General features: G+C 72.4%; 20 protein-coding genes. 2 read left to right on the top strand and 18 right to left on the bottom strand.

Translation table 11 applies throughout. From position 1 onward, the window contains the following. Positions 1–7: 7 nt before the first annotated feature. The 5 genes from rodA to FQY79_RS07840 all read right to left on the bottom strand — a co-directional run bounded on the left by rodA (position 8) and on the right by FQY79_RS07840 (position 5,824). The gene (gene rodA, locus FQY79_RS07860) at positions 8–1,141 is read right to left on the bottom strand and encodes a rod shape-determining protein RodA (protein ID WP_146312355.1); all 1,134 of its coding nucleotides are present in this window, start codon (positions 1,139–1,141) and stop codon (positions 8–10) included. Continuing rightward, positions 1,138–3,183: a penicillin-binding protein 2 gene (mrdA, locus tag FQY79_RS07855; protein WP_146312354.1), complete on the bottom strand. Its 2,046-nt coding sequence runs from the start codon at positions 3,181–3,183 to the stop codon at positions 1,138–1,140. Before mrdA ends, rodA begins: the two co-directional genes overlap by 4 nt. Next, entirely contained in the window at positions 3,183–3,665 is a 483-nt protein-coding gene (mreD, locus tag FQY79_RS07850) for a rod shape-determining protein MreD (RefSeq protein ID WP_146312353.1), read from the bottom strand. The genes mrdA and mreD overlap by 1 nt, the downstream gene beginning before the upstream one ends. Continuing rightward, complete coding sequence (mreC, locus tag FQY79_RS07845) at positions 3,662–4,642, bottom strand: rod shape-determining protein MreC (protein WP_146312352.1); 981 nt, start codon at positions 4,640–4,642, stop codon at positions 3,662–3,664. Before mreC ends, mreD begins: the two co-directional genes overlap by 4 nt. 138 nt (positions 4,643–4,780) lie before the next feature. Then, the gene (locus tag FQY79_RS07840) at positions 4,781–5,824 is read right to left on the bottom strand and encodes a rod shape-determining protein (RefSeq protein WP_146312351.1); all 1,044 of its coding nucleotides are present in this window, start codon (positions 5,822–5,824) and stop codon (positions 4,781–4,783) included. Positions 5,825–6,007: 183 nt separating this feature from the next. On the opposite strand from FQY79_RS07840, the gene FQY79_RS07835 reads away from it, so the two are divergent. After that, positions 6,008–6,943 (top strand): carbohydrate kinase family protein, encoded by a 936-nt coding sequence (locus FQY79_RS07835; protein ID WP_146312350.1) that lies wholly within the window; start codon positions 6,008–6,010, stop codon positions 6,941–6,943. Positions 6,944–6,953: 10 nt separating this feature from the next. Here FQY79_RS07835 and FQY79_RS07830 read toward each other — a convergent pair whose 3' ends face one another. The 3 genes from FQY79_RS07830 to ubiE all read right to left on the bottom strand — a co-directional run bounded on the left by FQY79_RS07830 (position 6,954) and on the right by ubiE (position 10,597). Beyond that, positions 6,954–7,685, bottom strand: coding sequence for a hypothetical protein (locus FQY79_RS07830; protein WP_146312349.1), 732 nt, complete (start codon positions 7,683–7,685; stop codon positions 6,954–6,956). 92 nt (positions 7,686–7,777) lie between these two features. Next, entirely contained in the window at positions 7,778–9,748 is a 1,971-nt protein-coding gene (locus FQY79_RS07825; protein WP_146312348.1) for a M1 family metallopeptidase, read from the bottom strand. A 90-nt stretch (positions 9,749–9,838) separates the two neighbouring features. Beyond that, positions 9,839–10,597, bottom strand: a complete 759-nt coding sequence (gene ubiE, locus FQY79_RS07820; protein WP_146312347.1) for a bifunctional demethylmenaquinone methyltransferase/2-methoxy-6-polyprenyl-1,4-benzoquinol methylase UbiE — start codon at positions 10,595–10,597, stop codon at positions 9,839–9,841. A gap of 190 nt (positions 10,598–10,787) precedes the next feature. Here ubiE and FQY79_RS07815 point away from each other — a divergent pair, with 190 nt between their 5' ends. Continuing rightward, positions 10,788–11,252 carry a nucleoside deaminase gene (locus tag FQY79_RS07815; RefSeq protein WP_146312346.1) on the top strand — a complete coding sequence of 155 codons (465 nt, stop codon included), beginning with the start codon at positions 10,788–10,790 and terminating at the stop codon, positions 11,250–11,252. A gap of 62 nt (positions 11,253–11,314) precedes the next feature. On the opposite strand, the gene FQY79_RS07810 is transcribed toward FQY79_RS07815, so the two are convergent. From FQY79_RS07810 to FQY79_RS07760, 10 genes are all read right to left on the bottom strand, one after another. Continuing rightward, positions 11,315–11,770, bottom strand: a complete 456-nt coding sequence (locus FQY79_RS07810; RefSeq protein WP_146312345.1) for a hypothetical protein — start codon at positions 11,768–11,770, stop codon at positions 11,315–11,317. Positions 11,771–12,045: 275 nt separating this feature from the next. Continuing rightward, a complete protein-coding gene (hslU, locus tag FQY79_RS07805) occupies positions 12,046–13,431 on the bottom strand; it encodes an ATP-dependent protease ATPase subunit HslU (protein WP_146312344.1) in 1,386 nt (461 codons plus the stop codon). Between the two features lie 145 nt (positions 13,432–13,576). Beyond that, positions 13,577–14,128 (bottom strand): ATP-dependent protease subunit HslV, encoded by a 552-nt coding sequence (hslV, locus tag FQY79_RS07795; RefSeq protein ID WP_146312343.1) that lies wholly within the window; start codon positions 14,126–14,128, stop codon positions 13,577–13,579. A gap of 83 nt (positions 14,129–14,211) precedes the next feature. Then, positions 14,212–14,478: a hypothetical protein gene (locus FQY79_RS07790; RefSeq protein ID WP_146312342.1), complete on the bottom strand. Its 267-nt coding sequence runs from the start codon at positions 14,476–14,478 to the stop codon at positions 14,212–14,214. Positions 14,479–14,538: 60 nt separating this feature from the next. Further along, on the bottom strand, positions 14,539–15,486 hold the full coding sequence (gene xerC, locus FQY79_RS07785; RefSeq protein ID WP_146312341.1) for a tyrosine recombinase XerC: 948 nt from the start codon (positions 15,484–15,486) through the stop codon (positions 14,539–14,541). After that, positions 15,479–16,159, bottom strand: coding sequence for a DUF484 family protein (locus FQY79_RS07780; protein ID WP_146312340.1), 681 nt, complete (start codon positions 16,157–16,159; stop codon positions 15,479–15,481). The genes xerC and FQY79_RS07780 overlap by 8 nt, the downstream gene beginning before the upstream one ends. Continuing rightward, on the bottom strand, positions 16,147–16,992 hold the full coding sequence (gene dapF / locus FQY79_RS07775) for a diaminopimelate epimerase (RefSeq protein WP_146312534.1): 846 nt from the start codon (positions 16,990–16,992) through the stop codon (positions 16,147–16,149). Before dapF ends, FQY79_RS07780 begins: the two co-directional genes overlap by 13 nt. 40 nt (positions 16,993–17,032) lie before the next feature. Further along, entirely contained in the window at positions 17,033–17,287 is a 255-nt protein-coding gene (gene lptM / locus FQY79_RS07770) for an LPS translocon maturation chaperone LptM (RefSeq protein ID WP_146312339.1), read from the bottom strand. A 53-nt stretch (positions 17,288–17,340) separates the two neighbouring features. Beyond that, positions 17,341–17,742 carry a YbaN family protein gene (locus FQY79_RS07765; RefSeq protein WP_146312338.1) on the bottom strand — a complete coding sequence of 134 codons (402 nt, stop codon included), beginning with the start codon at positions 17,740–17,742 and terminating at the stop codon, positions 17,341–17,343. A 34-nt stretch (positions 17,743–17,776) separates the two neighbouring features. After that, positions 17,777–19,936, bottom strand: a complete 2,160-nt coding sequence (locus FQY79_RS07760) for a S9 family peptidase (protein ID WP_246123040.1) — start codon at positions 19,934–19,936, stop codon at positions 17,777–17,779. Between the last annotated feature and the right edge of the window lie 19 nt (positions 19,937–19,955).

Here is a 19,955-nt window from a genome sequence, read left to right as displayed (position 1 = left end):
CGTCGCGTCAGTACCGGCGCCGGCCCTGCGCCTGGGCGCCCACGGCCATCACCACGCCCATCCCCGCCAGCAGCGACACCGCCGCGGTGCCGCCGAAGCTCAGCAGCGGCATCGGCACGCCCACCACCGGCAGCAATCCGGAGATCATGCCGCCGTTCACCACCACGTACACGAACAGCGCCAGCCCGAGCGTGCCGGTGAGGATGCGCGCATAGGCGTCGCGCGCCTCGGCCGCGATCCACAGGCAGCGCCCGATCACGAAGCCGTACAGCGCCAGCACCGTGGCCACGCCGACCCAGCCGAACTCCTCGGCCAGCACCGCGAAGATGAAGTCGGTGGTGTGCTCGGGCACGTAGTTCAGGTGCGACTGGGTGCCCTTGCCCCAGCCCTGCCCGGTGAAGCCGCCCGATCCGATGGCGATCTTGGACTGGATGATGTTCCAGCCGGCGCCGAGCGGATCGTTCTCGGGATCGCGGAAGGTCAGGATCCGGTCCTGCTGGTAGGGACGCAGGAACGAGAACCACGAGATCGGCGCGAACAGCGCCAGGCCCGCCGCCGTCGCCGCGCCCACCCCGGCGATCGCGAACCAGACCCACGACATCCCGGCCAGGTAGAGCGCGAAGACGCCGCTGGCCACCACCAGCATCGCGGTGCCGAAATCCGGCTGGGCGAGGATCAGCGCGGTGGGGATCGCGATCACCGCACCGGTCGCCAGGATCGTGCCCATGCGCGGCGGCAGCGGCGCCTGGCTCAGCATCCAGGCCGCCATCATCGGCAGGCTCAGCTTCATCAGCTCCGCCGGCTGGAAGTAGAACAGGCCCAGGTTGATCCAGTGCGCGCCGCTGCGCCCGGTGCCAATGAACAGCACCGCCACGAGCGGCAGCAGCGAGACCGCGTAGACCGCGGGCGTCGCCCGGCGCAGCGGCAGCGGCGGGATCCGCGACAGCAGCCACATCGCCCCCAGGCCGACGAGGTAGCGCGCCGCCTGCGAGCGCACCAGCGACATGTTCTGGCCCCCGGCGCTGTGCAGCACCGCCAGGCCGATGCCCATCAACGCGGCCAGCGCGGCCAGCAGCGGCCAGTCGAGCGTGCGCGTCAGGCGCACGAACAGGTCGGCCAGCCAGCGCAGGATGACGTTCACGCGGCCGGCCTCCGGCGATGCCGGCGGCGGCGCGGCGACGGCCGGGGGCCGGGCGGCGGGGCCGGGCTCGCGGCCGGCGGGGTGCCGGCGGCGCCCGTCGCGGGCGGCGCGGACGCGGCCTCGCGCTCCGGCGCGGGGGCGTCCCGGAGCGCTGGCGGCGGGGTGGCCCCGGCCTGCGGGGCGGCGGCGCCGTCCTCCGCCTCGGGCATCTTGCCCAGCAGCCAGGCATCGAAGATCTTGCGCGCGATGGGTCCGGCCGCGGCGCCGCCGTAGCCGCCGCCCTCGACCGCGATCGCGACCGCGATCGTCGGCGCCTCGGCCGGGGCGAAGCCGATGAACAGGGCACGGTGGCGCAGGTGCAGCGGCAGGCTGCGCGGATCCACCGCGGCCGTGCCGCGGCGGCTGATCACCTGTGCGGTGCCGGTCTTGCCGGCCATCGTGTAGGGCGCGCCCAGCGCGGTGCGCCAGCCGGTCCCGCCGGGCTGCATCGTGTCCTGCATGCCCAGGCGCACCACCTCGACGTTCTCCGGGTGCGGACTCACCGGCACGCCCGGCGGCTGCGGCAGCCGCGTCCATGGCGCGTCGAAGCCGGCCCGCACCTGGGTGACCAGGTGCGGACGCCGCAGGGTGCCATCGGCCAGTGCCGCGGTTGCGCGGACCAGCTGCAGCGGCGTCACCTTCCAGTCGCCCTGGCCGATCGCGGCATTGACGGTGTCGCCCGGGTACCAGCGCTCGCCGCGCGTGGCCAGCTTGGCCTCGGGCGACGGCAGGATCCCGCCGATCTCGCCCACCAGGTCGATGCCGGTGGGGCGGCCGAAGCCGAAGTGGGCCATGTGGCTGGCGAAACGCTCGATCCCCAGGTCGAGCGCGAGCCGGTAGTAGTAGGTGTTGACCGAGGCCGAGATCGACTTGCGCAGGTCGGTCCAGCCGTGGCCGCCGCGGCTCGCGTCCCCCCAGCCGCGGCTCGAGCCCGGCAGGTAGAACATGCCGGTGGACAGCACCCGGTCCTCCGGCTTGCGCAGGCCGCTGTCGAGCCCGGCGAGCGCGAGCATCGGCTTGATCGTCGAGCCCGGCGCCACCCCGCCCAGCACCAGGCGGTTGAACAACGGGCGCGAGGGGTCGTCAATCAACCGCCGGTAGTCGGCATTGGAGATCCCGTTGACGAACAGGTTCGGGTCGAACGAGGGCAGGCTCACCATCGCCAGCACCTCCCCGGTGCGCGGGTCGATCGCGATCGCCGAGCCGGTCTGCTCGCCAAAGGCCATCACCATCGCCCGCTGCAGGTCCAGGTCGATGCCCAGGCGCAGGTCGGTGCCGGCCCGCGCCGGGACCATGCCGATGCTGCGCAGCGCGCGGCCCTCGACGTTGGTCTCCACCTGCTCGTAGCCGATCTTTCCGCGCAGCTGCTCGTCGTAGTAACGTTCCACCCCGGTGCGCCCGGTATGCGGGAACAGCACATGGTCCTTGCCATAGCGCTCGACGTCGCCCTCATCGGTGCGGCCGACGTAGCCGATCACGTGCGCCAGAAGATCGCCGTACAGGTAGCGGCGGTTGAGGTAGGCGACCACCTCGACCCCCGGGAAGCGCCAGCGGTCGACCGCGAAGCGCGCCACCTCCTCGTCGCTCAGGCGCTGCTTGAGGGTGATCGCACGGAAGCTGCGGGTGGCCCTGCGCGCGGCCTCGAAGCGTTCGATTTCCTCGGGCGAGAGTTCCACCACCTGCGACAGTTCGCGCAGCATGCGCGGAATGTCGCCGGCGTCCTCCGGGGTCACGTCGAGCCGGTAGGCGGGCACGTTGTCGGCCAGCAGCCGGCCCTTGCGGTCGTAGATCAGCCCGCGCGCGGGCACCACCGGGCGCGGCTTGATCCGGTTGGCCTCGGACTGCCGCGCGAAGTCGTCGTGCTGCACCACCTGGAGCCGGAAGTACCACCCCGCCAGCCCCCCCAGCGCCAGCAGCACCAGACCGAGCCCGACCAGCGCCCGCACCCGGAACTGCGCGGCCTCCGCGGACGGATTTCGGATCTTCTCCGGCCGCCGCCGCATCAGCGCGGCCTCCGCGCCTGCCGGAACGCGTCGAGCACCAGGAACAGCGGCGCCCACAGCAGCGCGCCCACCAGCGGCGCCAGCCAGTACGGCCACGGCAGCTGCGGCAGCCCCAGTAGCAGGTGGAGGGCCGCGGCCACCACCCGGTCGTTGAGCAGCAGGCCGCCGATCGCCAGCGCCTGCTGGCCGAGCGGGAAGAACCGCAGCTGGGCGCGGAAGCGCTGCAGGATGAAGGCCATCACCACCAGCCGCAGCGCATGCTCGCCCAGCAGCGACCCGGTCACCAGGTCGGCGACCACGCCCGAGGTGAAGGCGAAGCCGAGCCCGGCGTGGCCGGGCTCCTCGATCACCCAGTAGGCCACCACCAGCGCCAGCCAGTAGGGGCGCAGGCCCTGGACCGGCGCCGGCAGCGGCAGCAGCGCCAGCAGCAGCGCCACCAGCACCGTGACCGGAAGCAGCCAGAGGCGGCCGCGGCGGTTCATGGCGTGCGCTCCGTGGCGGCCGCTGCATCGCCCGGCGGATCCGGCGGGCCCGCCTGCGCGGATGCGCCCGGGACCGTCCCGCCGGCCGCGCCGGCATCGGCCCCGGCATCGGCGTCGCTGCCGGCGCGCGGCGCCGCCGGCGCGGTCCCGCGCAGCAGCAGCACGTCTCGGCCGCGGTCGAGCTGGGCCGCCGGCGCCAGCCCGCCGATCAGGAACGCCTGGCTGTCGTCCGGCCGCAGGTCGACGATGCGGCCGACCGGGAAACCGGGCGGGAAACGCCCGCCCAGGCCCGAGGTCACCACCACGTCGCCCACCTGCACGTCGCTCGAGACCGGGATGTTGCGCAGCTCCAGGCGGTCGGCGCGGCCGATGCCGTAGGCCAGCAACCGTACGCCGGTACGCGAGATCGACACCGGGACCGCGTGGTCGAGGTCGGTGATCAGCAGCACCGTGGCCGTGTCGGGAGTGACCGCGATGATCTGGCCCAGCACGCCGCCGGCGTCGATCACGGTCTGGCCCTGGCGCACGCCGTCGCGGGCGCCGGCGTTGAGCAGCAGCCGCTGCCGGGACGGATCCAGGTCGACGTCGAGGATCGGCGCCAGCTGCACGTCCAGGCCGCCGCGGGCGGCGGCGCCGACCAGGCCGCGCAGGCGCGCGTTCTCGTCGGCCTCCACCTGCAACTGGGCCTGGCGCGCGCCCATCACCAGCAGCTCGTTGCGCAGGCGGCGGTTGTCCTCGGCCAGCACCGAGCGCGTCACCGCGTCCTCGCGCATCGCCTGCCCCAGCCGCGCGGGCAGTCCGGCGACCTGCCACAGCGGCTGCACCGCGACCGTGGCCGCCTCGCGCGCGCGGGTGAGCCAGCCGCCGCGGTGGTCGAGCACGATCAGCACCACCGACATCGCCAGGTAGGCCAGCAGCCGCAGCGTTCCGGCGACGTCGCCGGGTCGGGGTGCGGCCGGGTTGGCGAGGGAAGGCACGATAGGGAACCGTGGGATGCTCGGCGGTTGGTCGGAAGCCGGTGCCGCTGCCGCGGCCGGCGTCGGTGCTCGTCTGGGGCGGGGCCGGCCGACCGGCCCCGCGGATCACCCGCTACCCGTCGCCATCCACGCGCGCCCTCATTCGGAAGCGAAGAACTCGTTGCCGTGCAGGTCCAGCAGTTCCAGCGCCCGGCCACCGCCGCGCGCCACGCAGGTCAGCGGATCCTCGGCGATCTGCACGTGCAGGCCGGTTTCCTCGCTGAGCAGGCGGTCGAGGTCGCGCAGCAGCGCGCCGCCGCCGGTGAGCACGATGCCGCGCTCGGCCACGTCCGCGCACAGCTCCGGCGGGGTCTGCTCGAGCGCCTGGCGCACCGCGGCCACGATCCCCGACAGCGGCTCGCGCAGCGCGTCGAGCACCTCGCTGGAGGTGATCGTGACCACCTTGGGCACGCCCTCGGCCAGGTGGCGGCCGGAGATCTCCATCGAATCGACCTTGTCCTGCGGATAGGCGCAGCCGAGCTCGATCTTGATCTTCTCAGCCGTGGTCTCGCCGATCAGCATGCCGTGGTTGCGGCGCACGTAGTTGATGATCGCCTCGTCGAAGCGGTCGCCGCCGATGCGCGCGGACTGCGAGTAGACGATGCCGTTGAGCGCGATCACCGCCACCTCGGTGGTGCCGCCGCCCACGTCCACCACCATCGAGCCGCGCGCCTCGGTCACCGGCATGCCGGCGCCGATCGCGGCGGCCATCGGCTCCTCGATCAGGGACACGTCGCGGGCGCCGGCTTCCATCGCCGAATCGCGGATTGCGCGCTTCTCCACCTGGGTCGAGCCGGCCGGCACGCAGATCAGCACGCGCGGGCTGGGGCGCAGGAAACGGCTCTTGTGCACCTTGCGGATGAAGTGCTTGAGCATTTCCTCGGTATAGGTGAAGTCGGCGATCACGCCGTCCTTCATCGGCCGGTGGGTGGTGATGTTCCCCGGGGTCCGGCCGAGCATCATCTTGGCCTCGCTGCCCACCGCCGCCACCGCCTTCTGGCCGCCGGCCCGGTCCTGCCGGACCGCGACCACCGAAGGCTCGTTCAGGACGATGCCCTGCCCGCGGACGAAGATCAGGGTGTTGGCCGTGCCCAGGTCGATGGACAGGTCGTTGGAGAACATGCCGCGGAACTTCTTGAACATCGGGGAGCAGGGTCCGTCAGGGGCGCACGCGCGAGGCGGCTAGCCTAGCAAAAAAGCGCATTCCGGCGGCCGTCCGCGGCCCGCGCCGGCCGCGGGGGGCCCCGCGGCCGCCCCGGCGCGCGCTGGCCTCGCGGGGGCCGCCCCGCTACCCTAGCGGCCCCGTCCCGCTGCCGAGTTGCCCTGATGTCCGCACTGATCTGCGGTTCCCTGGCCTACGACACCATCATGGTGTTCCCCGACCAGTTCAAGAACCACATCCTGCCGGACAAGGTGCACATCCTGAACGTCTCGTTCCTGGTGCCGCGGATGCGGCGCGAGTTCGGCGGTTGCGCCGGCAACATCGCCTACAACCTCAAGCTGCTGGGCGGCGACCCGATCCCGATGGCGACCGTGGGCCAGGACTTCGGCCCCTACCGGCAGTGGTTCGAGGAGAACGGGATCACGCTCGAGCGGGTCAAGGTGATCGAGGAGCTGTTCACCCCGCAGGCCTTCATCACCACCGACCACGACAACAACCAGATCACCGCCTTCCACCCGGGGGCGATGATGCGCAGCTACGAGAACCACGTGAAGGACGTGCCGGGCGTCACCATCGGCATCGTCAGCCCCGACGGCTACGAGGGGATGATCCAGAACGCCCGCGAGTTCGCCGAGTGCGGGATCCCCTTCATCTTCGACCCCGGCCAGGCGATGCCGCTGTTCAACGGCGAGGAGCTGCGCGCGTTCATCGAGCAGGCCGACTACGTGACCGTGAACGACTACGAGTCCAACCTGCTGCAGCAGCGCACCGGCTGGAGCGGGCAGGACATCGTGCAGCGGGTGAAGGCCTACATCGTCACCCGCGGTCCCAAGGGGGCGGTGATCCACACCCCGGAGAAGGTCTACGAGGTCCCGCCCGCGCACGAGCGCCGGGTGACCGACCCCACCGGCTGCGGCGACGCGTTCCGCGCCGGCCTGATCTTCGGCATCCAGAAGGGCTACGACTGGATGACGATCGGCCGGGTCGGCAACCTCATGGGCGCGCTCAAGGTCGAGCACCCGGGCACCCAGAACCAGCGCTTCGACTTCGACGAGTTCGCCGCCCAGTTCCGGCAGCAGTTCGGCTACGCGCTGGCCTGAGCCGACGGGCTCAGTCCCACCTGGGCATCTTCGAGCGGTCGAGGCCGCCGACCTCGAACTCCACCGCCTGGGTGCCCGCGTCGCGGGTGGGGAACGCGATTCGCAGCCGCCGCGCGTCGCGCAGCAGTCGCCACAGCGCCTTCTCGTCGTCGATGAACATGGCGATCGCTTCGTCCGTGTCCGGGCGGTTGGCGGCCATGCGCCGCGGCGCCTGGTCGTCGACCGTCACCTCGACCCGGCAGCCGCGGTAGCAGGCCCGGGCGAAGTCGCCCGCCTCGAGCACCAGATAGCTGCTGCGGCCCCATTCGGGGTGGTCGCGGAAGATCAGCTGCACCGGCCCGGGCCCGCTGCCGTCGACGTCCACCGGCTCCTTCGCGTGGATGGCCGCCGACACCTGCTGGCCGCCCTTCACCGCGATGGTCTGGTAGGTCCACAGCGCCTCGAGGCGACGGGCCTCGTTCTCGGCCGCGCCCCGGGCGCGCGCTTCCTCGTACCTGGGCCGCAGGCGCGCGGCCGCCTCGGTGTCGGGCCAGCGCGCGAACACGATGTCGCCCTGTGCCTTGGCCAGCGCCCAGTTGCCGTCGGCAACCGCAGCGTCGAAGGCCTGCTCGGCTTCGGCGGCGGCCTGTTCGTTGGCGGCCGCGATCGCGGCCGCCTGGGCCGCGGCCTCGGCCTCGCGGTCCTTGCAGCCGGACAGCAGGAGCAGGGCCAGGGCGGCGACGGCGAACAGGCGCGATGACATCGGGCGGAATCCTCGGACCGGGCCGGCCGCGGCCGGCGACGCGCGCCAGTGTCGGGCGCGGCGCAGGCCGCCGCAAGCCCTGCGGCGTCGGATCAGTCGTCCGAAGGCGCGGACGCGCCGCCGGCGGGCGCGGCTGCCGGCTCCGCTTCGGCCAGCAGCTTCTCCACCGAGGCGGTGGTGATCGGGTGGTAGCCCGGGCGTGCCCGCTCGAAAGTCTCGCGCGCCAGCGCCAGGCCCGGCGCGGTGGCCACCAGCGCGTCGTACACCGGGATGATCAGCTTGCGCCGCCCCACCCGGGCGATGAACTCCGCCGCCGCCGGATACGCCGCGGCATAACCGCTGCGGATCGCCAGCGGGTACCAGCGCATGGCGATCTCGCCGTTGGCGGTGCCGGTGAACCCGTAGGCGGCGTCGAGCTGCTCCAGGTCGGCCAGCGGCAGGGTCCCGGGCATGCCTTCCAGGAAATGCAGCCACTCCTGGGTGCTCCACTTGGCGGTGATCTGGGCCGGCGGCAGCTGCTTGCTGCCGCGCCAGCCCAGGCGCGCCGAATCGACGATACCCAGGCGCGGCGAGAGCACCTGCGGCGCGCTGGCCGGGATGCCGGGGCCGTACAGCCACTCCTCCAGCTCGCCCTCGCTCACCACGCCCGGGTTAGGGCCCAGCAGGTGCTCCTTCGCGTAGGCCAGGAAGGTCTCGGTGGTGATGCTCTGGAACGCGAAGTGGTCGAAGTAGCCGCGCAGGAACGGATCGAACACGTCGCGGCCGTAGCGCTCCTCGAGGAAGTGCAGGAACCAGGCGCCCTTGTCGTAGCTCACCCCGCTCAGCGCGTCGTCGGCGTCGACCTCGGTGCCGGGGCGGATCGCCAGCGCCTGGCGCGGCTCCGGCATCGCGCCGATGTCGCGCTTGAGCGCGTCGCGCGCGAGCACCCATTCCATGTCGCTGAACTCCTTGCCGTACAGCGCCTCGACGATGCGGTTCTCGACGTAGCTGGTCATGCCCTCGTTGAGCCAGCCGTGGCGGGCGTTGGCGAAGGTGACCAGGTTGCCCGACCAGCTGTGCGCGAGCTCGTGCGCGATCAGCGCCACCAGCGACTTGTCGCCCACGATCACGGTCGGGGTGATGAACGACAGGCGCGGGTTCTCCATGCCGCCGAACGGGAACGACGGCGGCAGCACCAGCAGGTCGTAGCGGCCCCAGCGGTACTCGCCGTACAGCGTCTCGGCAGCGGCGATCATCTGCTCGGTGTCGGCGAACTCGGCGTGCGCGCGCTCGACCATCGCCGGCTCGGCCCACACGCCCGAGCGTTCGGAGATCGGCTTGAACACCAGGTCGCCGGCCGCGATCGCCATCAGGTACGACGGGATCGGCTGCGGCATGGCGAAGTGGTACTCGCCGTCGCGCTCGGCGGCCGGGTCGTTGTCGGCGCTCATCAGCACCATCACGTCCGGACGCGTGGTGACGCGGGCGGTGTAGGTGTAGCGCACCTGCGGGGTGTCCTGCAGCGGCACCCAGGAACGGGCGTGGATCTGCTGCGACTGGCTGAACATGAAGGGCAGCTGCTTGCCCTCGGTCATCTCCGGCGTCAGCCATTGCAGGCCGGAGGCCCCGGGCGAGGTGCGGTAGGTGACGCGCACCCGCGCCGGGCGCTGCGGCGCCTCGATCCGCAATCGGCTGCCCAGGACCGGATCGGCCTCGTCGAGCGCGAACTGCAGCGGCTGCCAGGCGCCGTCGACCTCGGCCTCGACCTTCGCGATCGACAGGTCGCGCGTGTCCAGCGCCAGCACCGTCGCCGACGGGTCCTTCCACTGCAGGCGGTAGGTGGCGGTGCCCGACAGGGTGCGGGCGTCAAAATCGAGCGCCAGATCCAGGGCGAGGTCCTCGATGACGACCTTGTCCGGCTCGGCGCGGGAGTGCTCGTCGGTCTCGGACATGGCGGTGGGCCTGGGCGCGGGTGCGGCGGCGGGATCGGGTCCGGACGTGTCGCGCTGGCAGGCCGCCAGCAGCAGCGCGAGGGACAGCAGGATCGGGAAGGCGCGCAATGCGCGCGCGCGGACGGATCGCATGGCCGGGGGATGCCTCGTGCGGGAACAGGACCGCGATTCTAATCCGCGGGCGCCGCGCCCGCCGTGCGCGCCGTCGCGCGCCGGGACGCCTCAGGCCTTCCAGCCGTCGTGGATGGCGACGATCCCGCCCGACAGGTTGCGGTAGCGCACGCGCGCGAAGCCGGCCGCCTCCAGCATCGCCTTCAGCTCCTCCTGCGGCGGATGCTTGCGGATCGATTCGGCGAGGTAACGGTAGCTGTCCTCGTCGCCAGCGAACAGCCGGCCCAGGCGCGGCAGCACCTGGAACGAGTGGAAATCGTAGATGGGCCGGAACCATTCGGCCTTCACTTGCGAGAACTCCAGCACCCGGGCCTGGCCGCCGACCTTGAGCACGCGCAGCATCTCCCGCAGCGCGGCGTCCTTGTCGGTGACATTGCGCAGGCCGAACGCGATCGTCACCAGGTCGAAGCTGGCGTCCGGAAACGGCAGCGCCTCGGCGTTGCACTGAACGTAGCGCAGGCCGCGCACGCGGCCGCGGTCGGTCATGCGGTCGCGCCCGGTGCGCAGCATCTGGGCGTTGATGTCGCCCAGCACCACCTCGCCGTCCGGTCCCAGCCGGTCGCGCAGCAGCGCGGCGATGTCACCGGTACCGCCGGCCAGGTCCAGCACCCGGCCGCCGCGCCGGACCTGGGCTGTGGCCGCGAAGTAGCGCTTCCAGGCCCGGTGGATGCCCAGGCTCATCAGGTCGTTCATCAGGTCGTAGCTGCCGGCGACCGACGAGAACACCTGGCCCACCAGCCGGCGCTTCTCGGCCACCGACACCTCGCGGTAGCCGAAATGGGTGGTGCGGGGATCGTCGGATGCGCTCATGCCGGCATTATCGCACCGCCGGCCCCGCCCCGCCGTGCGGGATGCGCCGGGCCGGGCGGCCGCGACCGGCGGGCCGTGCGGATCCCGGCGGCGGCGCAGCGCCACGGCGCGCGACCTGTCGCCGCAAGTCCGCCCGCGGCGCCGCGGTCGATGCCACGATAATGGGGACGGCCCCGCGCGAGGAACCCGCATGTCCACCCAGGCTCCAGACCCCGATTTCCGCGCCATGCTCCGGACCGCGATCGACGAGGCCCGCGCGGGCCTGGCCGAGGGTGGGATCCCGATCGGCGCCGCGCTCTACCGCGCCGACGGCACCCTGCTCGGGCGCGGCCGCAACCGGCGCGTACAGGACGACGACCCGAGCGTGCACGGGGAGACCGACGCCTTCCGCAAGGCCGGCCGGCAGCGCTCCTACCGCGACACGATCATGGTCACCACGCTCTCGCCGTGCTGGTACTGCAGCGGGCTGGTGCGCCAGTTCGGCATCGGCACGGTGGTGATGGGCGAATCGGTGAACTTCAGCGGCGGCCACGAATGGCTGCGCGCGAACGGGGTCCGGGTGGTCGACCTGGCGGACCCGGAATGCATCTCGATGATGGGCGACTGGATCAGCGCCAATCCGCTGCTCTGGAACGAGGACATCGGGGTCGACTGACGCCCGCGCGGTGCACCGCGCAAGGCGATCGCGCACCAGGCCGCGGCATGCGCGCGCCGCGCTCAGCGCGCCTGGATCGTGAACGCGCCGAACGCCACCCCCAGGTCCCAGCCCTCGCCGGTCCCGGCCAGCGCCAGCGACACCTCGCCCTTGGTCATCGCCTGGGCCTTGCTCGACTTGACCGCACCGGCATGGGCCTCGGCGGCGACGTAGGTGCCGAGCACCTCGCGGATGTCGCGGACCGCGGAGAACTCGCCGCGCCCGTCGCGGATCTCGGACTTGCCGATGCTCAGGCCGCCGCCGCGCGCCTCGATGCGCACGGCCATCGACTGGCCGTTGTTGCAGCGCACGTGGCCGGTGCCCGAGCCGGTCTTGTAGAAGACCGACCAGCCGCTCATGCTGAACGACAGCCGGCACGACACGTCGCGCGCGTCCACCGGTGCGGTGGCCAGCGACAGGGCCGCGGCCAGCAGCACGGACGCGAGGACGGGAACGGCGGGAAGCGGGCGGTATCGCATCGGGATCTCCCTGGTGGTGCGCGGAGCGGAAGCGGCGGCCGCCCATGTCGCGGCCGGCCTTGCCGGAGGGCCCGGCCCGCAGCCCCTGCACCGGGCTGCCCGGACGGGCATTGTCCGATCATGCCCGCCACGCCCGGAAGGCGCCGTGCAGGCGCTGGAAACATAGCCTGTCGGCCGGCGGCGACAAACCCGCCCCACGCCCCCGGTTCAGGATCCGGTACGGCCGGCGCGGCGCGCCCGGACCCGGCCCGGACGCGGCCGCCGGCCGATGCCGGTCAGAGGATGTAGCGGCTCAGGTCCGGATCCTGCAGCAGGTCGCCCAGCTGCGCATCGACGTAGGCGCGGTCGATCGTCACCCGGGTGCCGTCGCGGTCGGGCGCCTCGTAGCTGAGCGTGTCGAGCAGCCGTTCGAGCACGGTGTGCAGGCGGCGCGCGCCGATGTTTTCCTGGCGCTCGTTGACCTGGGCGGCGATCTCGGCCACCCGTTCCACCGCGTCGGCGGTGAACTCCAGTTCCACGCCCTCGGTCCTGAGCAGCTCCACGTACTGCCGGGTCAGGGCCGCGCGCGGCTCGGTGAGGATGCGCACGAAGTCGTCCTTGGACAGCGCGGACAGCTCCACCCGGATCGGGAAGCGGCCCTGCAGTTCCGGGATCAGGTCGCTGGGCTTGGCCAGGTGGAACGCGCCGGAGGCGATGAACAGGACGTGGTCGGTCTTCACCGGGCCGTACCGGGTGTTGACCGTGGAGCCCTCCACCAGCGGCAGCAGGTCGCGCTGCACGCCTTCACGGCTGACGTCGGCGCCCACGCCCTCGTTGCGGCGGGCCACCTTGTCGATCTCGTCGATGAACACGATGCCGTGCTGCTCGCAGGCCTCGATCGCGGCCTCGCGCACCTCGTCCTCGTTCACCAGCTTCGCCGCTTCCTCCTCGATGAGCTGCGGACGCGCGGCCCTGATGGTGAGCTTGCGGGCATGGGTCTTGCCGCCGCCGAGGCTGGAGAACATCTGCCGCAACTGCTGGCCCATCTCCTCCATGCCGGGCGGGGTCATGATGTCGACGCCGATGCCGGTGGACAGCTCGAGTTCGATCTCGCGCTCGTCCAGCTCGCCGGCGCGCAGCTGGCGGCGCAGCTTCTGCCGGGTCTCGGATTCCTGCGCGGACGGTTCGGCGCCGATGTCCACGGTGGCGGCCTGCACGCCGAAACCGAACGCCGGCGGCGAGGTCTCGCGCCGCGGCAGCAGGGCGTCGAGGATGCGCTCCTCGGCGCGCTCCTCGGCCTGGGTACGCACCTTCTTCTTGGCCTGCTCGCGGTAGAGCTTGACCGCGGTGTCGGCCAGGTCGCGGATGATCTGCTCGACGTCCTTGCCGACGTAGCCGACCTCGGTGAAGCGGGTGGCCTCCACCTTCACGAACGGCGCGTTGGCCAGCGTGGCCAGGCGGCGCGCGATCTCGGTCTTGCCCACGCCGGTCGGGCCGATCATCAGGATGTTCTTGGGCATCACCTCGTTGCGCAGCTCGTCGGGCAGCTGCGCACGGCGCCAGCGGTTACGCAGCGCGATCGCGACCGCGCGCTTGGCCGTCTGCTGGCCGATGATGTGGCGATCGAGCTCCTGCACGATCTCGCGCGGGGTCATGGTGGAGGAGGATGCGGGGTCGGTCATGGGCGGGGGGCCTGTGGCTGGCGGGTGGTTCGCGGGGAAGGGCGGGAAGCGGCGGCGCGGCGACCGCCCCCGGCCCGGGTCGCGGCGGCCGGGGGCCGCGCCTGCGCCGCGAGCGACGGGGGGAGCAACCCGCGCCGGACTGCGCTCACAGTTCTTCGACCACCACGTTGCGGTTGGTGTAGATGCAGATGTCGCCGGCGATGGCCAGCGCCTCGGTGGCGATCGCGCGCGCGTCGAGCTGCGTGTGCGCGAGCAGCGCGCGGGCGGCCGACAGCGCATAGCTGCCGCCCGAGCCGATGGCGATGATGCCGTCCTCGGGCTCGATCACGTCGCCGGTGCCGCTGATGACCAGCGACGTTTCCCGGTCGGCCACCGCCAGCAGCGCCTCGAGCTTGCCGAAGCGGCGTTCGGTGCGCCAGTCCTTGGCCATCTCGACCGCGGCGCGCTGCAGCTGGCCGTGCTTCTCGAGCTTGGACTCGAACAACTCGAACAGGGTGAACGCATCGGCCGCGGCCCCGGCGAAGCCCGCCAGCACCTGCCCGTCCTTGCCCAGCCGACGCACCTTGCGCGCATTGGCCTTCATCACCGTGTGCCCGACGGTGACCTGGCCGTCGCCGGCCACGGCCACCTTGCCGTCGCGGCGCACCGACAGGATCGTGGTGGCGTGGAACACGTTGGGGTTCTGGCTGGGATCCATGGGGCCTCCGGACGGCGGGTGTCCAAGACATAGGGGCGCGGCGGGCGCGATCAAGCCCAGGCCGGCCGCGCGCCCGCGCCCGCTCAGGAACCTGGCGTTCCGGCGTCCAGCAGCCGCCGGGCGCGCTCCTGGAATGCGCGCCAGGACGCCTCGAGTCCGCCGGCGGTAGGCGTCACCCGGGCGACCAGCGCGAGCGCCGCCTCCAGTTCCCGGACCCGCCAGGCCAGTTCCGCGTAATCCTGCGCCAGCACCAGTTCCACCCGCCGGTCCTCGCACACGCCGATGCACGGCGCCGGTGCCTCGACCTTGCCGCAACCGATGCAGCGCCACCCCTGGATGGTCTCGACCATGCCTCATCCTCGCCCGGCGCAGGCGGGGCCGCCGTGATCCAGGTCAAGCCGGCGGGCGCGCTAGCCCTTGCGCCGCCGTGCGCGCGGATGCGCCGCGTCGTAGACCTTCGACAGGTGGCCGAAGTCCAGGTGGGTATAGATCTGGGTGGTGGCGATGTCGGCATGGCCGAGCAGCTCCTGCACGCCGCGCAGGTCGCCGGAGGACTCGAGCACGTGGCTGGCGAAGGAGTGCCGCAGCAGGTGCGGGTGCACGCGCTTGAACAGGCCCTGGCGCTGGGCCAGCTGGCGCATGCGCAGCTGCACCGCGCGCGGGCTGATCGGCCGTCCACCACGGCCCGGGAACACCGGCGCGTCGTCCTCGCCGCGGCTTTCGGCGCGCCATTCGCGCAACGCCCGGCGCGCGTACGAGCCGACCGGGACGATGCGCTCGCGGCCGCCCTTGCCGGCCACGTCCACCAGGCCCTCGTCCAGGTGCAGGTCGCGCCAGCGCAGCGCGCACAGCTCCGACAGGCGCAGTCCCGAGGAATAGAACAGTTCCAGCATCGCCCGGTCGCGCAGCCCGAGCGGGGCGTCGGTCGGCACCTCCACCAGGGTCCGGGCCTCGTCCGGGTCCAGCACCTGGGGCAGCTTGCGCGGCGCCTTGGGCGCGCGGACCCCAGCGGCGGGATTGGCCGCCAGGTGGCCGTGCCGCAGCCGCCAGCGGTAGAAGCCGCGCACCGCCGACAGCCGCCGCTGCAGGCTGCGCGGCGACAGCCCGCGCCGGTGCTCGGACGCGACGAAGGCGCGGACGTCGGCTTCCGCGGGCGCGGCGGCGTCCACCCCCGCCTCCGCCGCCCACGCCACCAGCGCCTCCAGATCGCGGCGATAGTTGGCGAGCGTGTGCGGCGATGCACGGCGCTCCACCTGCAGGTGGGCGAGGTAGTCGGCGAACGGCGGCGGAAGGTCCGCCGGCGGTCGCGGCGGCGCGCGCTCGCGCGCACGACCGGCGGCCGGCCGCCGGTCAGCCATCGAAGCGCCGCAGCGCGACCTCGAACGCCTCTCCCATCATGCGCAGGAACAGCGTGCCCATGCCCGGGTAGAAGCGGTTCGGATCGGCGCTGCCCACGGCCACCAGCCCGGTGCCTTCCAGCGCCAGCAGCGCGCTGGACTGGACCTCGTCGGAACGCGCCGCGTACAGCAGCGCGTGCTTGTCCGGGTGCAGGCGCCCGCACAGCGGCTCGCCCGAGCGCAGCGCGTCGGCGAAGGGTTGCAGCACCGCATCGTCGCGCTCGATCACCTGCAGCCACGGCTCCCCGCCGAGCCCGTCCACCGGACGGAACAGGACCACGCGCACCAGGTCGCCGTCGAAATCCTCCTCCAGGGTGGCGGCCATGGCCCGTACCACCCCGGCCGGGTCGCTCTGGCGCATCAGCGCCAGGGTCAGCTGGTGGGTGCGCACCGCCAGCCGCTCGTTCTCCTGCGAGATCGCGAACAGGTCGTGCAGCCGCCGCGAGAGTTCGCGGTTCTTGTCGCGCAGCACCTCCAGCTGGTAGCTGGCCAGCGATGCCGCGGGCCCGTCCTCGCGCGGCACCACCAGGCTCAGCGCCAGGTCCGGAAACTGCTGCAGGAACGTCGGGTGCCGCCGCAGCCAGGCCGCGACTTCGTGCGCGCCGAGTGACTCGCCGTTGCTCATTGGATCCATTCCCCTTCGAAAACGAATGCGGCCGGCCCCGCCATCAGCACCTCTGCGCCTTCGTCCGGCCATGTGATCCGGAGTTCGCCGCCCGGCAGGGCCACCGCCACGTCGCGGTCGACCCGCCCGGCACGCGCCAGGACCGCGACCGCGGCGCAGGCACCACTGCCGCAGGCCAGCGTCTCGCCCACGCCGCGCTCGTACACGCGCAAGCGGATCCGCCCGCGGTCGACCACCTGGGCGAAGCCGATGTTTGCCGATTCCGGGAACAGGCCCGAGGCCTGCAGTGCCGGCCCGACCGTCCCGACCTCGGCCCGGTCGACGTCCTCGACCTCGAGCACCGCGTGCGGATTGCCCATCGAGACCGCGCCCAGGCCCAGCGTGCCGATTCCGGGCAGCACGACCTCGTAGCGGACCTCCTCGCGCTCGATCCCCGCCATCGGCACCTGCGCCGGCGCGAACCGCGGCCGGCCCATGGCGACGCGATAGCGGTCGCCGCCGAGCACGTCCACCGCGTGCACGCCGGCGGGACTGTCGAGCACGAAACGCGGCCCCCGGGCGGCGCCGTCGCGGACCAGCCAGGCGGCCACGCAGCGCGCGCCATTGCCGCACTGGCCCGAGGCCGAGCCGTCGGCGTTCCAGATGCGGTAGCCGGCCACCGCGCCGGCGCTGGCGGGCGGTTCGATGGTCAGGATCTGGTCGCAACCCACGCCGGTGCGGCGGTCGGCCAGGGCGCGGCAGCGCTCCGGCGCCGGTGGCGCGGCGCCATCGCGCAGGTCGATCACCACGAAGTCGTTGCCGGCTCCGTGCATCTTGGTGAAGCGCAGCGGCGATCGCGTCATCACGTGCCGCGGCGTCAGGGGGGCGGTCACGGCCACCGGCTCAAGCGGCGTCGTCGTCCGCGGGCAGCGGAGCGGGCGGCACGCCGTCGACCGGCGGCAGGGCCTGGTCGGCACCGGCCGGATCGCTTTCCGCGCCTTCCCCGGCTTCGTCCGCCCGGCCGGACCCGTCGGCCTCGTCCACCTCCTCGGCGGCGGGCAGCGGCGCGTAGACCAGCGGCCCCTTGTTGCCGCACGCGGCGAGGCCCAGGGCGAGCAGCAGCGCCAGCGGCGCGAGGAGCAGGGAGGATCTGCGCATGCCGGCAGTGTAGCCCGGGCCGCGGGGCGAGCACGAGTCCCGCCGGTGCGCCCTCAGCCGTCGCCACCGGGCGGTTCAGGCCGCCGCCACAGCCAGGTCGCGACCGCCGCCATGCAGGCCACCGGCAGCGCCACCACCCACCAGCGGCCGCTGCCGGTCGCCAGCACGACCGCCACCAGGACCAGGGTCGAGGCGAACATGGTCCAGGTCGCCATCCACTTGGCGCGGCGCCGGATCGTCCGTCCCGCCTGCCAGTCGCGGATCATCGGCCCGAACCGCGGGTCGGCGAGCAGCCTGTGGTGCAGGCGCTGCGAACCGCGCGCCGCGGCGAACGCGGCCAGCAGGATGAACGGGACGGTCGGCAGCACCGGCAGGAACATGCCGAGCAGGCCGAGGCCCAGGCTGGCGTAGGCCAACAGCCACCAGGCCCAGCGGAGGCGGCGCGGCGGACGCATGCGGCCATCCTAACCGCCGTCCGCCGCGCCCGCCCTACTTCACTCCGAGCTGGTCGAGCATGAACGCGTACATCTCGGCCTGTTCCCGGAAGCGGCGGAAACGGCCCGACTTGCCGCCGTGCCCGGCTTCCATGTTGATGCGGAACACCACCGGCGCATCGCCGGTGTCGAGGTCGCGCAGCCGCGCCACGTACTTGGCCGGCTCCCAGTACTGCACCTGCGAGTCCCACAGGCCGGTGCCGACGAACATCGCCGGATACGCCTGGGCCTTGAGGTTGTCGTAGGGCGAGTACGTGACCATGTAGTCGTAGTACTCCCGCTGCTCCGGGTTGCCCCACTCGTCGTACTCGTTGGTGGTCAGCGGGATGCTCGGGTCGAGCATCGTGGTGACCACGTCCACGAACGGGACCTGGGACAGGATCACGCGGTACCTGTCCGGCGCCATGTTCGCCACCGCGCCCATCAGCAGGCCGCCGGCGCTGCCACCGTAGGCGGCGACGCGGTCCTTCGCCGCGTAGCCCTCGGCCACCAGGAAGTCGGTGACGTCGATGAAGTCGGTGAAGGTATTGACCTTCTTCAGCAGCTTGCCGTCCTCGTACCAGCGCCGTCCCAGTTCCTGGCCGCCGCGGATGTGGGCGATGGCGTAGACCACGCCACGGTCGAGCAGGCTGATCGCGGTGACGCTGAAGCCGGGGTCGGAGGAGATCCCGTAGCTGCCGTAGGCGTACTGCAGCAGGGCCGCGGTGCCGTCCTTCGCGTAACCCTTCCGGTACACCAGCGAGACCGGGATCTTCTCGCCGTCGCGCGCCGGCGCCCACACCCGCTCGGTGACGTACTGCGTGGCATCGTAGCCGATCACCGGCTGCTGCTTGAGGAGGCGGCGCTCGCCGGTGGCCACGTCCAGCTCGTAGGTGGTGGCGGGCGTGGTCAGCGAGGTGTAGGTGTAGCGCAGGCGCGTGGTGGTGTGCTCGCTGTTGGCGGCCAGACCCATCGAATAGGCCGGTTCGTCGGCCTTGACGTACTCGGCGCTGCCGTCGGCGCGCAGGATGCGCACGCGCTCCAGTCCCTGCGAACGCTCGCCCAGCGCGATGAAGCTGTCGAACAGCTCGAAGTCCTCGAGCAGCACGTCGGGGTCGTGGCCGACCACGTCCTGCCAGTCGCGCCGGTCGCGGGAGCCGCTCGGCGCCTGGACCAGCTTGAAGTTCTTCGCGCCGTCGGCGTTGGTCAGGATCACCCAGCGCCCGTCGAGGTGGTCGGCGCTGTACTCCAGGTCGCGCTCGCGCGGCGCCAGCACGGTGAACTCGCGCGGGTCCGCGGCCGGCGCGTAACGCAGTTCGTCGGACACCGTGCTGCTCACGCCGATGACGATGTAGCGGTCGTCGCGGGTGCGGTCGATGCCCATGTAGTAGCTGTCGTCCGGCTCCTCGTAGACCACGGCGTCCGTGGCCGGGTCGGTTCCGATGACGTGGCGCTTGACCCGCTTGGTGAGCAGGGTCTCCGGATCGTTCTCGACGTAGAGCACGACCCGCGCGTCGTCGGTGAACACGAGGTCGCCGGACGTCCCCTTGATCTCCTCGGGGTAGTCCTCGCCCGTGACGAGGTTGCGGAAGCGGAAGGTGTACTGGCGGCGGCCGTTGGTGTCGTCGGCCCAGGCCATGATGGTGTTGTCCTGGCTGACCTCGAGCGCGCCGACGGCGTAGTAGTCCTTGCCCTCGGCGAGCTTGTTGACGTCGAGCAGGATCTCTTCTCCGGCGAAATCGCCGGCCTCGTTGGCGCGCTGGATCGAGACCGCGTCGACCCCCGGGCCGTCCTTGCGGCGGGCGTGGATGGGATAGTCCCTGCCGGTCTCGTAGCGGGCGTAGTACCACCAGCCGCGCTCGCGCACCGGGACCGAGCTGTCGTCCTGCTTGATGCGACCGACAATCTCCGAGTAGAGCTGCTCCTGCACCGGCCGCAACGGCGCCATCACCTGGTCGGCGTAGGCGTTCTCGGCCTCCAGGTAGGCCAGCATCGCCGGATCCTCGCGCTTGTCGTCGCGCAGCCAGTAGTACTCGTCCTGGCGCTCGGCGCCGTGCGGGGCACGCACGACGTGGGGGCGCTTTTCAACGTCGGGGGGCGTGGGATCCGCGGCGTGCGCGGTGGGATGGGAAAGGGTCATGAGGATCGTGGTCGCAATCAGCAGTGCGGTCTTCATCGTGGGTCTGCCGGGAGGG

The sequence above is a fragment of the Luteimonas wenzhouensis genome, assembly GCF_007859305.1.
Lineage (GTDB): Bacteria > Pseudomonadota > Gammaproteobacteria > Xanthomonadales > Xanthomonadaceae > Luteimonas > Luteimonas wenzhouensis.
Note: the sequence above shows the minus strand (reverse complement) of the source record. Positions and strands in the feature narration are given on the sequence as shown.

What these genes read in the sequence shown, in the direction of transcription:
- mrdA (WP_146312354.1), bottom strand. Translation starts at nt 3,183, where the DNA reads ATGCGGCGGCGGCCGGAGAAGATCCGAAATCCGTCCGCGGAGGCCGCG.
- mreD (WP_146312353.1), bottom strand. Translation starts at nt 3,665, where the DNA reads ATGAACCGCCGCGGCCGCCTCTGGCTGCTTCCGGTCACGGTGCTGGTG.
- FQY79_RS07840 (WP_146312351.1), bottom strand. Translation starts at nt 5,824, where the DNA reads ATGTTCAAGAAGTTCCGCGGCATGTTCTCCAACGACCTGTCCATCGAC.
- FQY79_RS07835 (WP_146312350.1), top strand. Translation starts at nt 6,008, where the DNA reads ATGTCCGCACTGATCTGCGGTTCCCTGGCCTACGACACCATCATGGTG.
- FQY79_RS07830 (WP_146312349.1), bottom strand. Translation starts at nt 7,685, where the DNA reads ATGTCATCGCGCCTGTTCGCCGTCGCCGCCCTGGCCCTGCTCCTGCTG.
- FQY79_RS07825 (WP_146312348.1), bottom strand. Translation starts at nt 9,748, where the DNA reads ATGCGATCCGTCCGCGCGCGCGCATTGCGCGCCTTCCCGATCCTGCTG.
- ubiE (WP_146312347.1), bottom strand. Translation starts at nt 10,597, where the DNA reads ATGAGCGCATCCGACGATCCCCGCACCACCCATTTCGGCTACCGCGAG.
- FQY79_RS07815 (WP_146312346.1), top strand. Translation starts at nt 10,788, where the DNA reads ATGTCCACCCAGGCTCCAGACCCCGATTTCCGCGCCATGCTCCGGACC.
- FQY79_RS07810 (WP_146312345.1), bottom strand. Translation starts at nt 11,770, where the DNA reads ATGCGATACCGCCCGCTTCCCGCCGTTCCCGTCCTCGCGTCCGTGCTG.
- hslU (WP_146312344.1), bottom strand. Translation starts at nt 13,431, where the DNA reads ATGACCGACCCCGCATCCTCCTCCACCATGACCCCGCGCGAGATCGTG.
- hslV (WP_146312343.1), bottom strand. Translation starts at nt 14,128, where the DNA reads ATGGATCCCAGCCAGAACCCCAACGTGTTCCACGCCACCACGATCCTG.
- FQY79_RS07790 (WP_146312342.1), bottom strand. Translation starts at nt 14,478, where the DNA reads ATGGTCGAGACCATCCAGGGGTGGCGCTGCATCGGTTGCGGCAAGGTC.
- xerC (WP_146312341.1), bottom strand. Translation starts at nt 15,486, where the DNA reads ATGGCTGACCGGCGGCCGGCCGCCGGTCGTGCGCGCGAGCGCGCGCCG.
- FQY79_RS07780 (WP_146312340.1), bottom strand. Translation starts at nt 16,159, where the DNA reads ATGGATCCAATGAGCAACGGCGAGTCACTCGGCGCGCACGAAGTCGCG.
- dapF (WP_146312534.1), bottom strand. Translation starts at nt 16,992, where the DNA reads ATGACGCGATCGCCGCTGCGCTTCACCAAGATGCACGGAGCCGGCAAC.
- lptM (WP_146312339.1), bottom strand. Translation starts at nt 17,287, where the DNA reads ATGCGCAGATCCTCCCTGCTCCTCGCGCCGCTGGCGCTGCTGCTCGCC.
- FQY79_RS07765 (WP_146312338.1), bottom strand. Translation starts at nt 17,742, where the DNA reads ATGCGTCCGCCGCGCCGCCTCCGCTGGGCCTGGTGGCTGTTGGCCTAC.
- FQY79_RS07760 (WP_246123040.1), bottom strand. Translation starts at nt 19,936, where the DNA reads ATGAAGACCGCACTGCTGATTGCGACCACGATCCTCATGACCCTTTCC.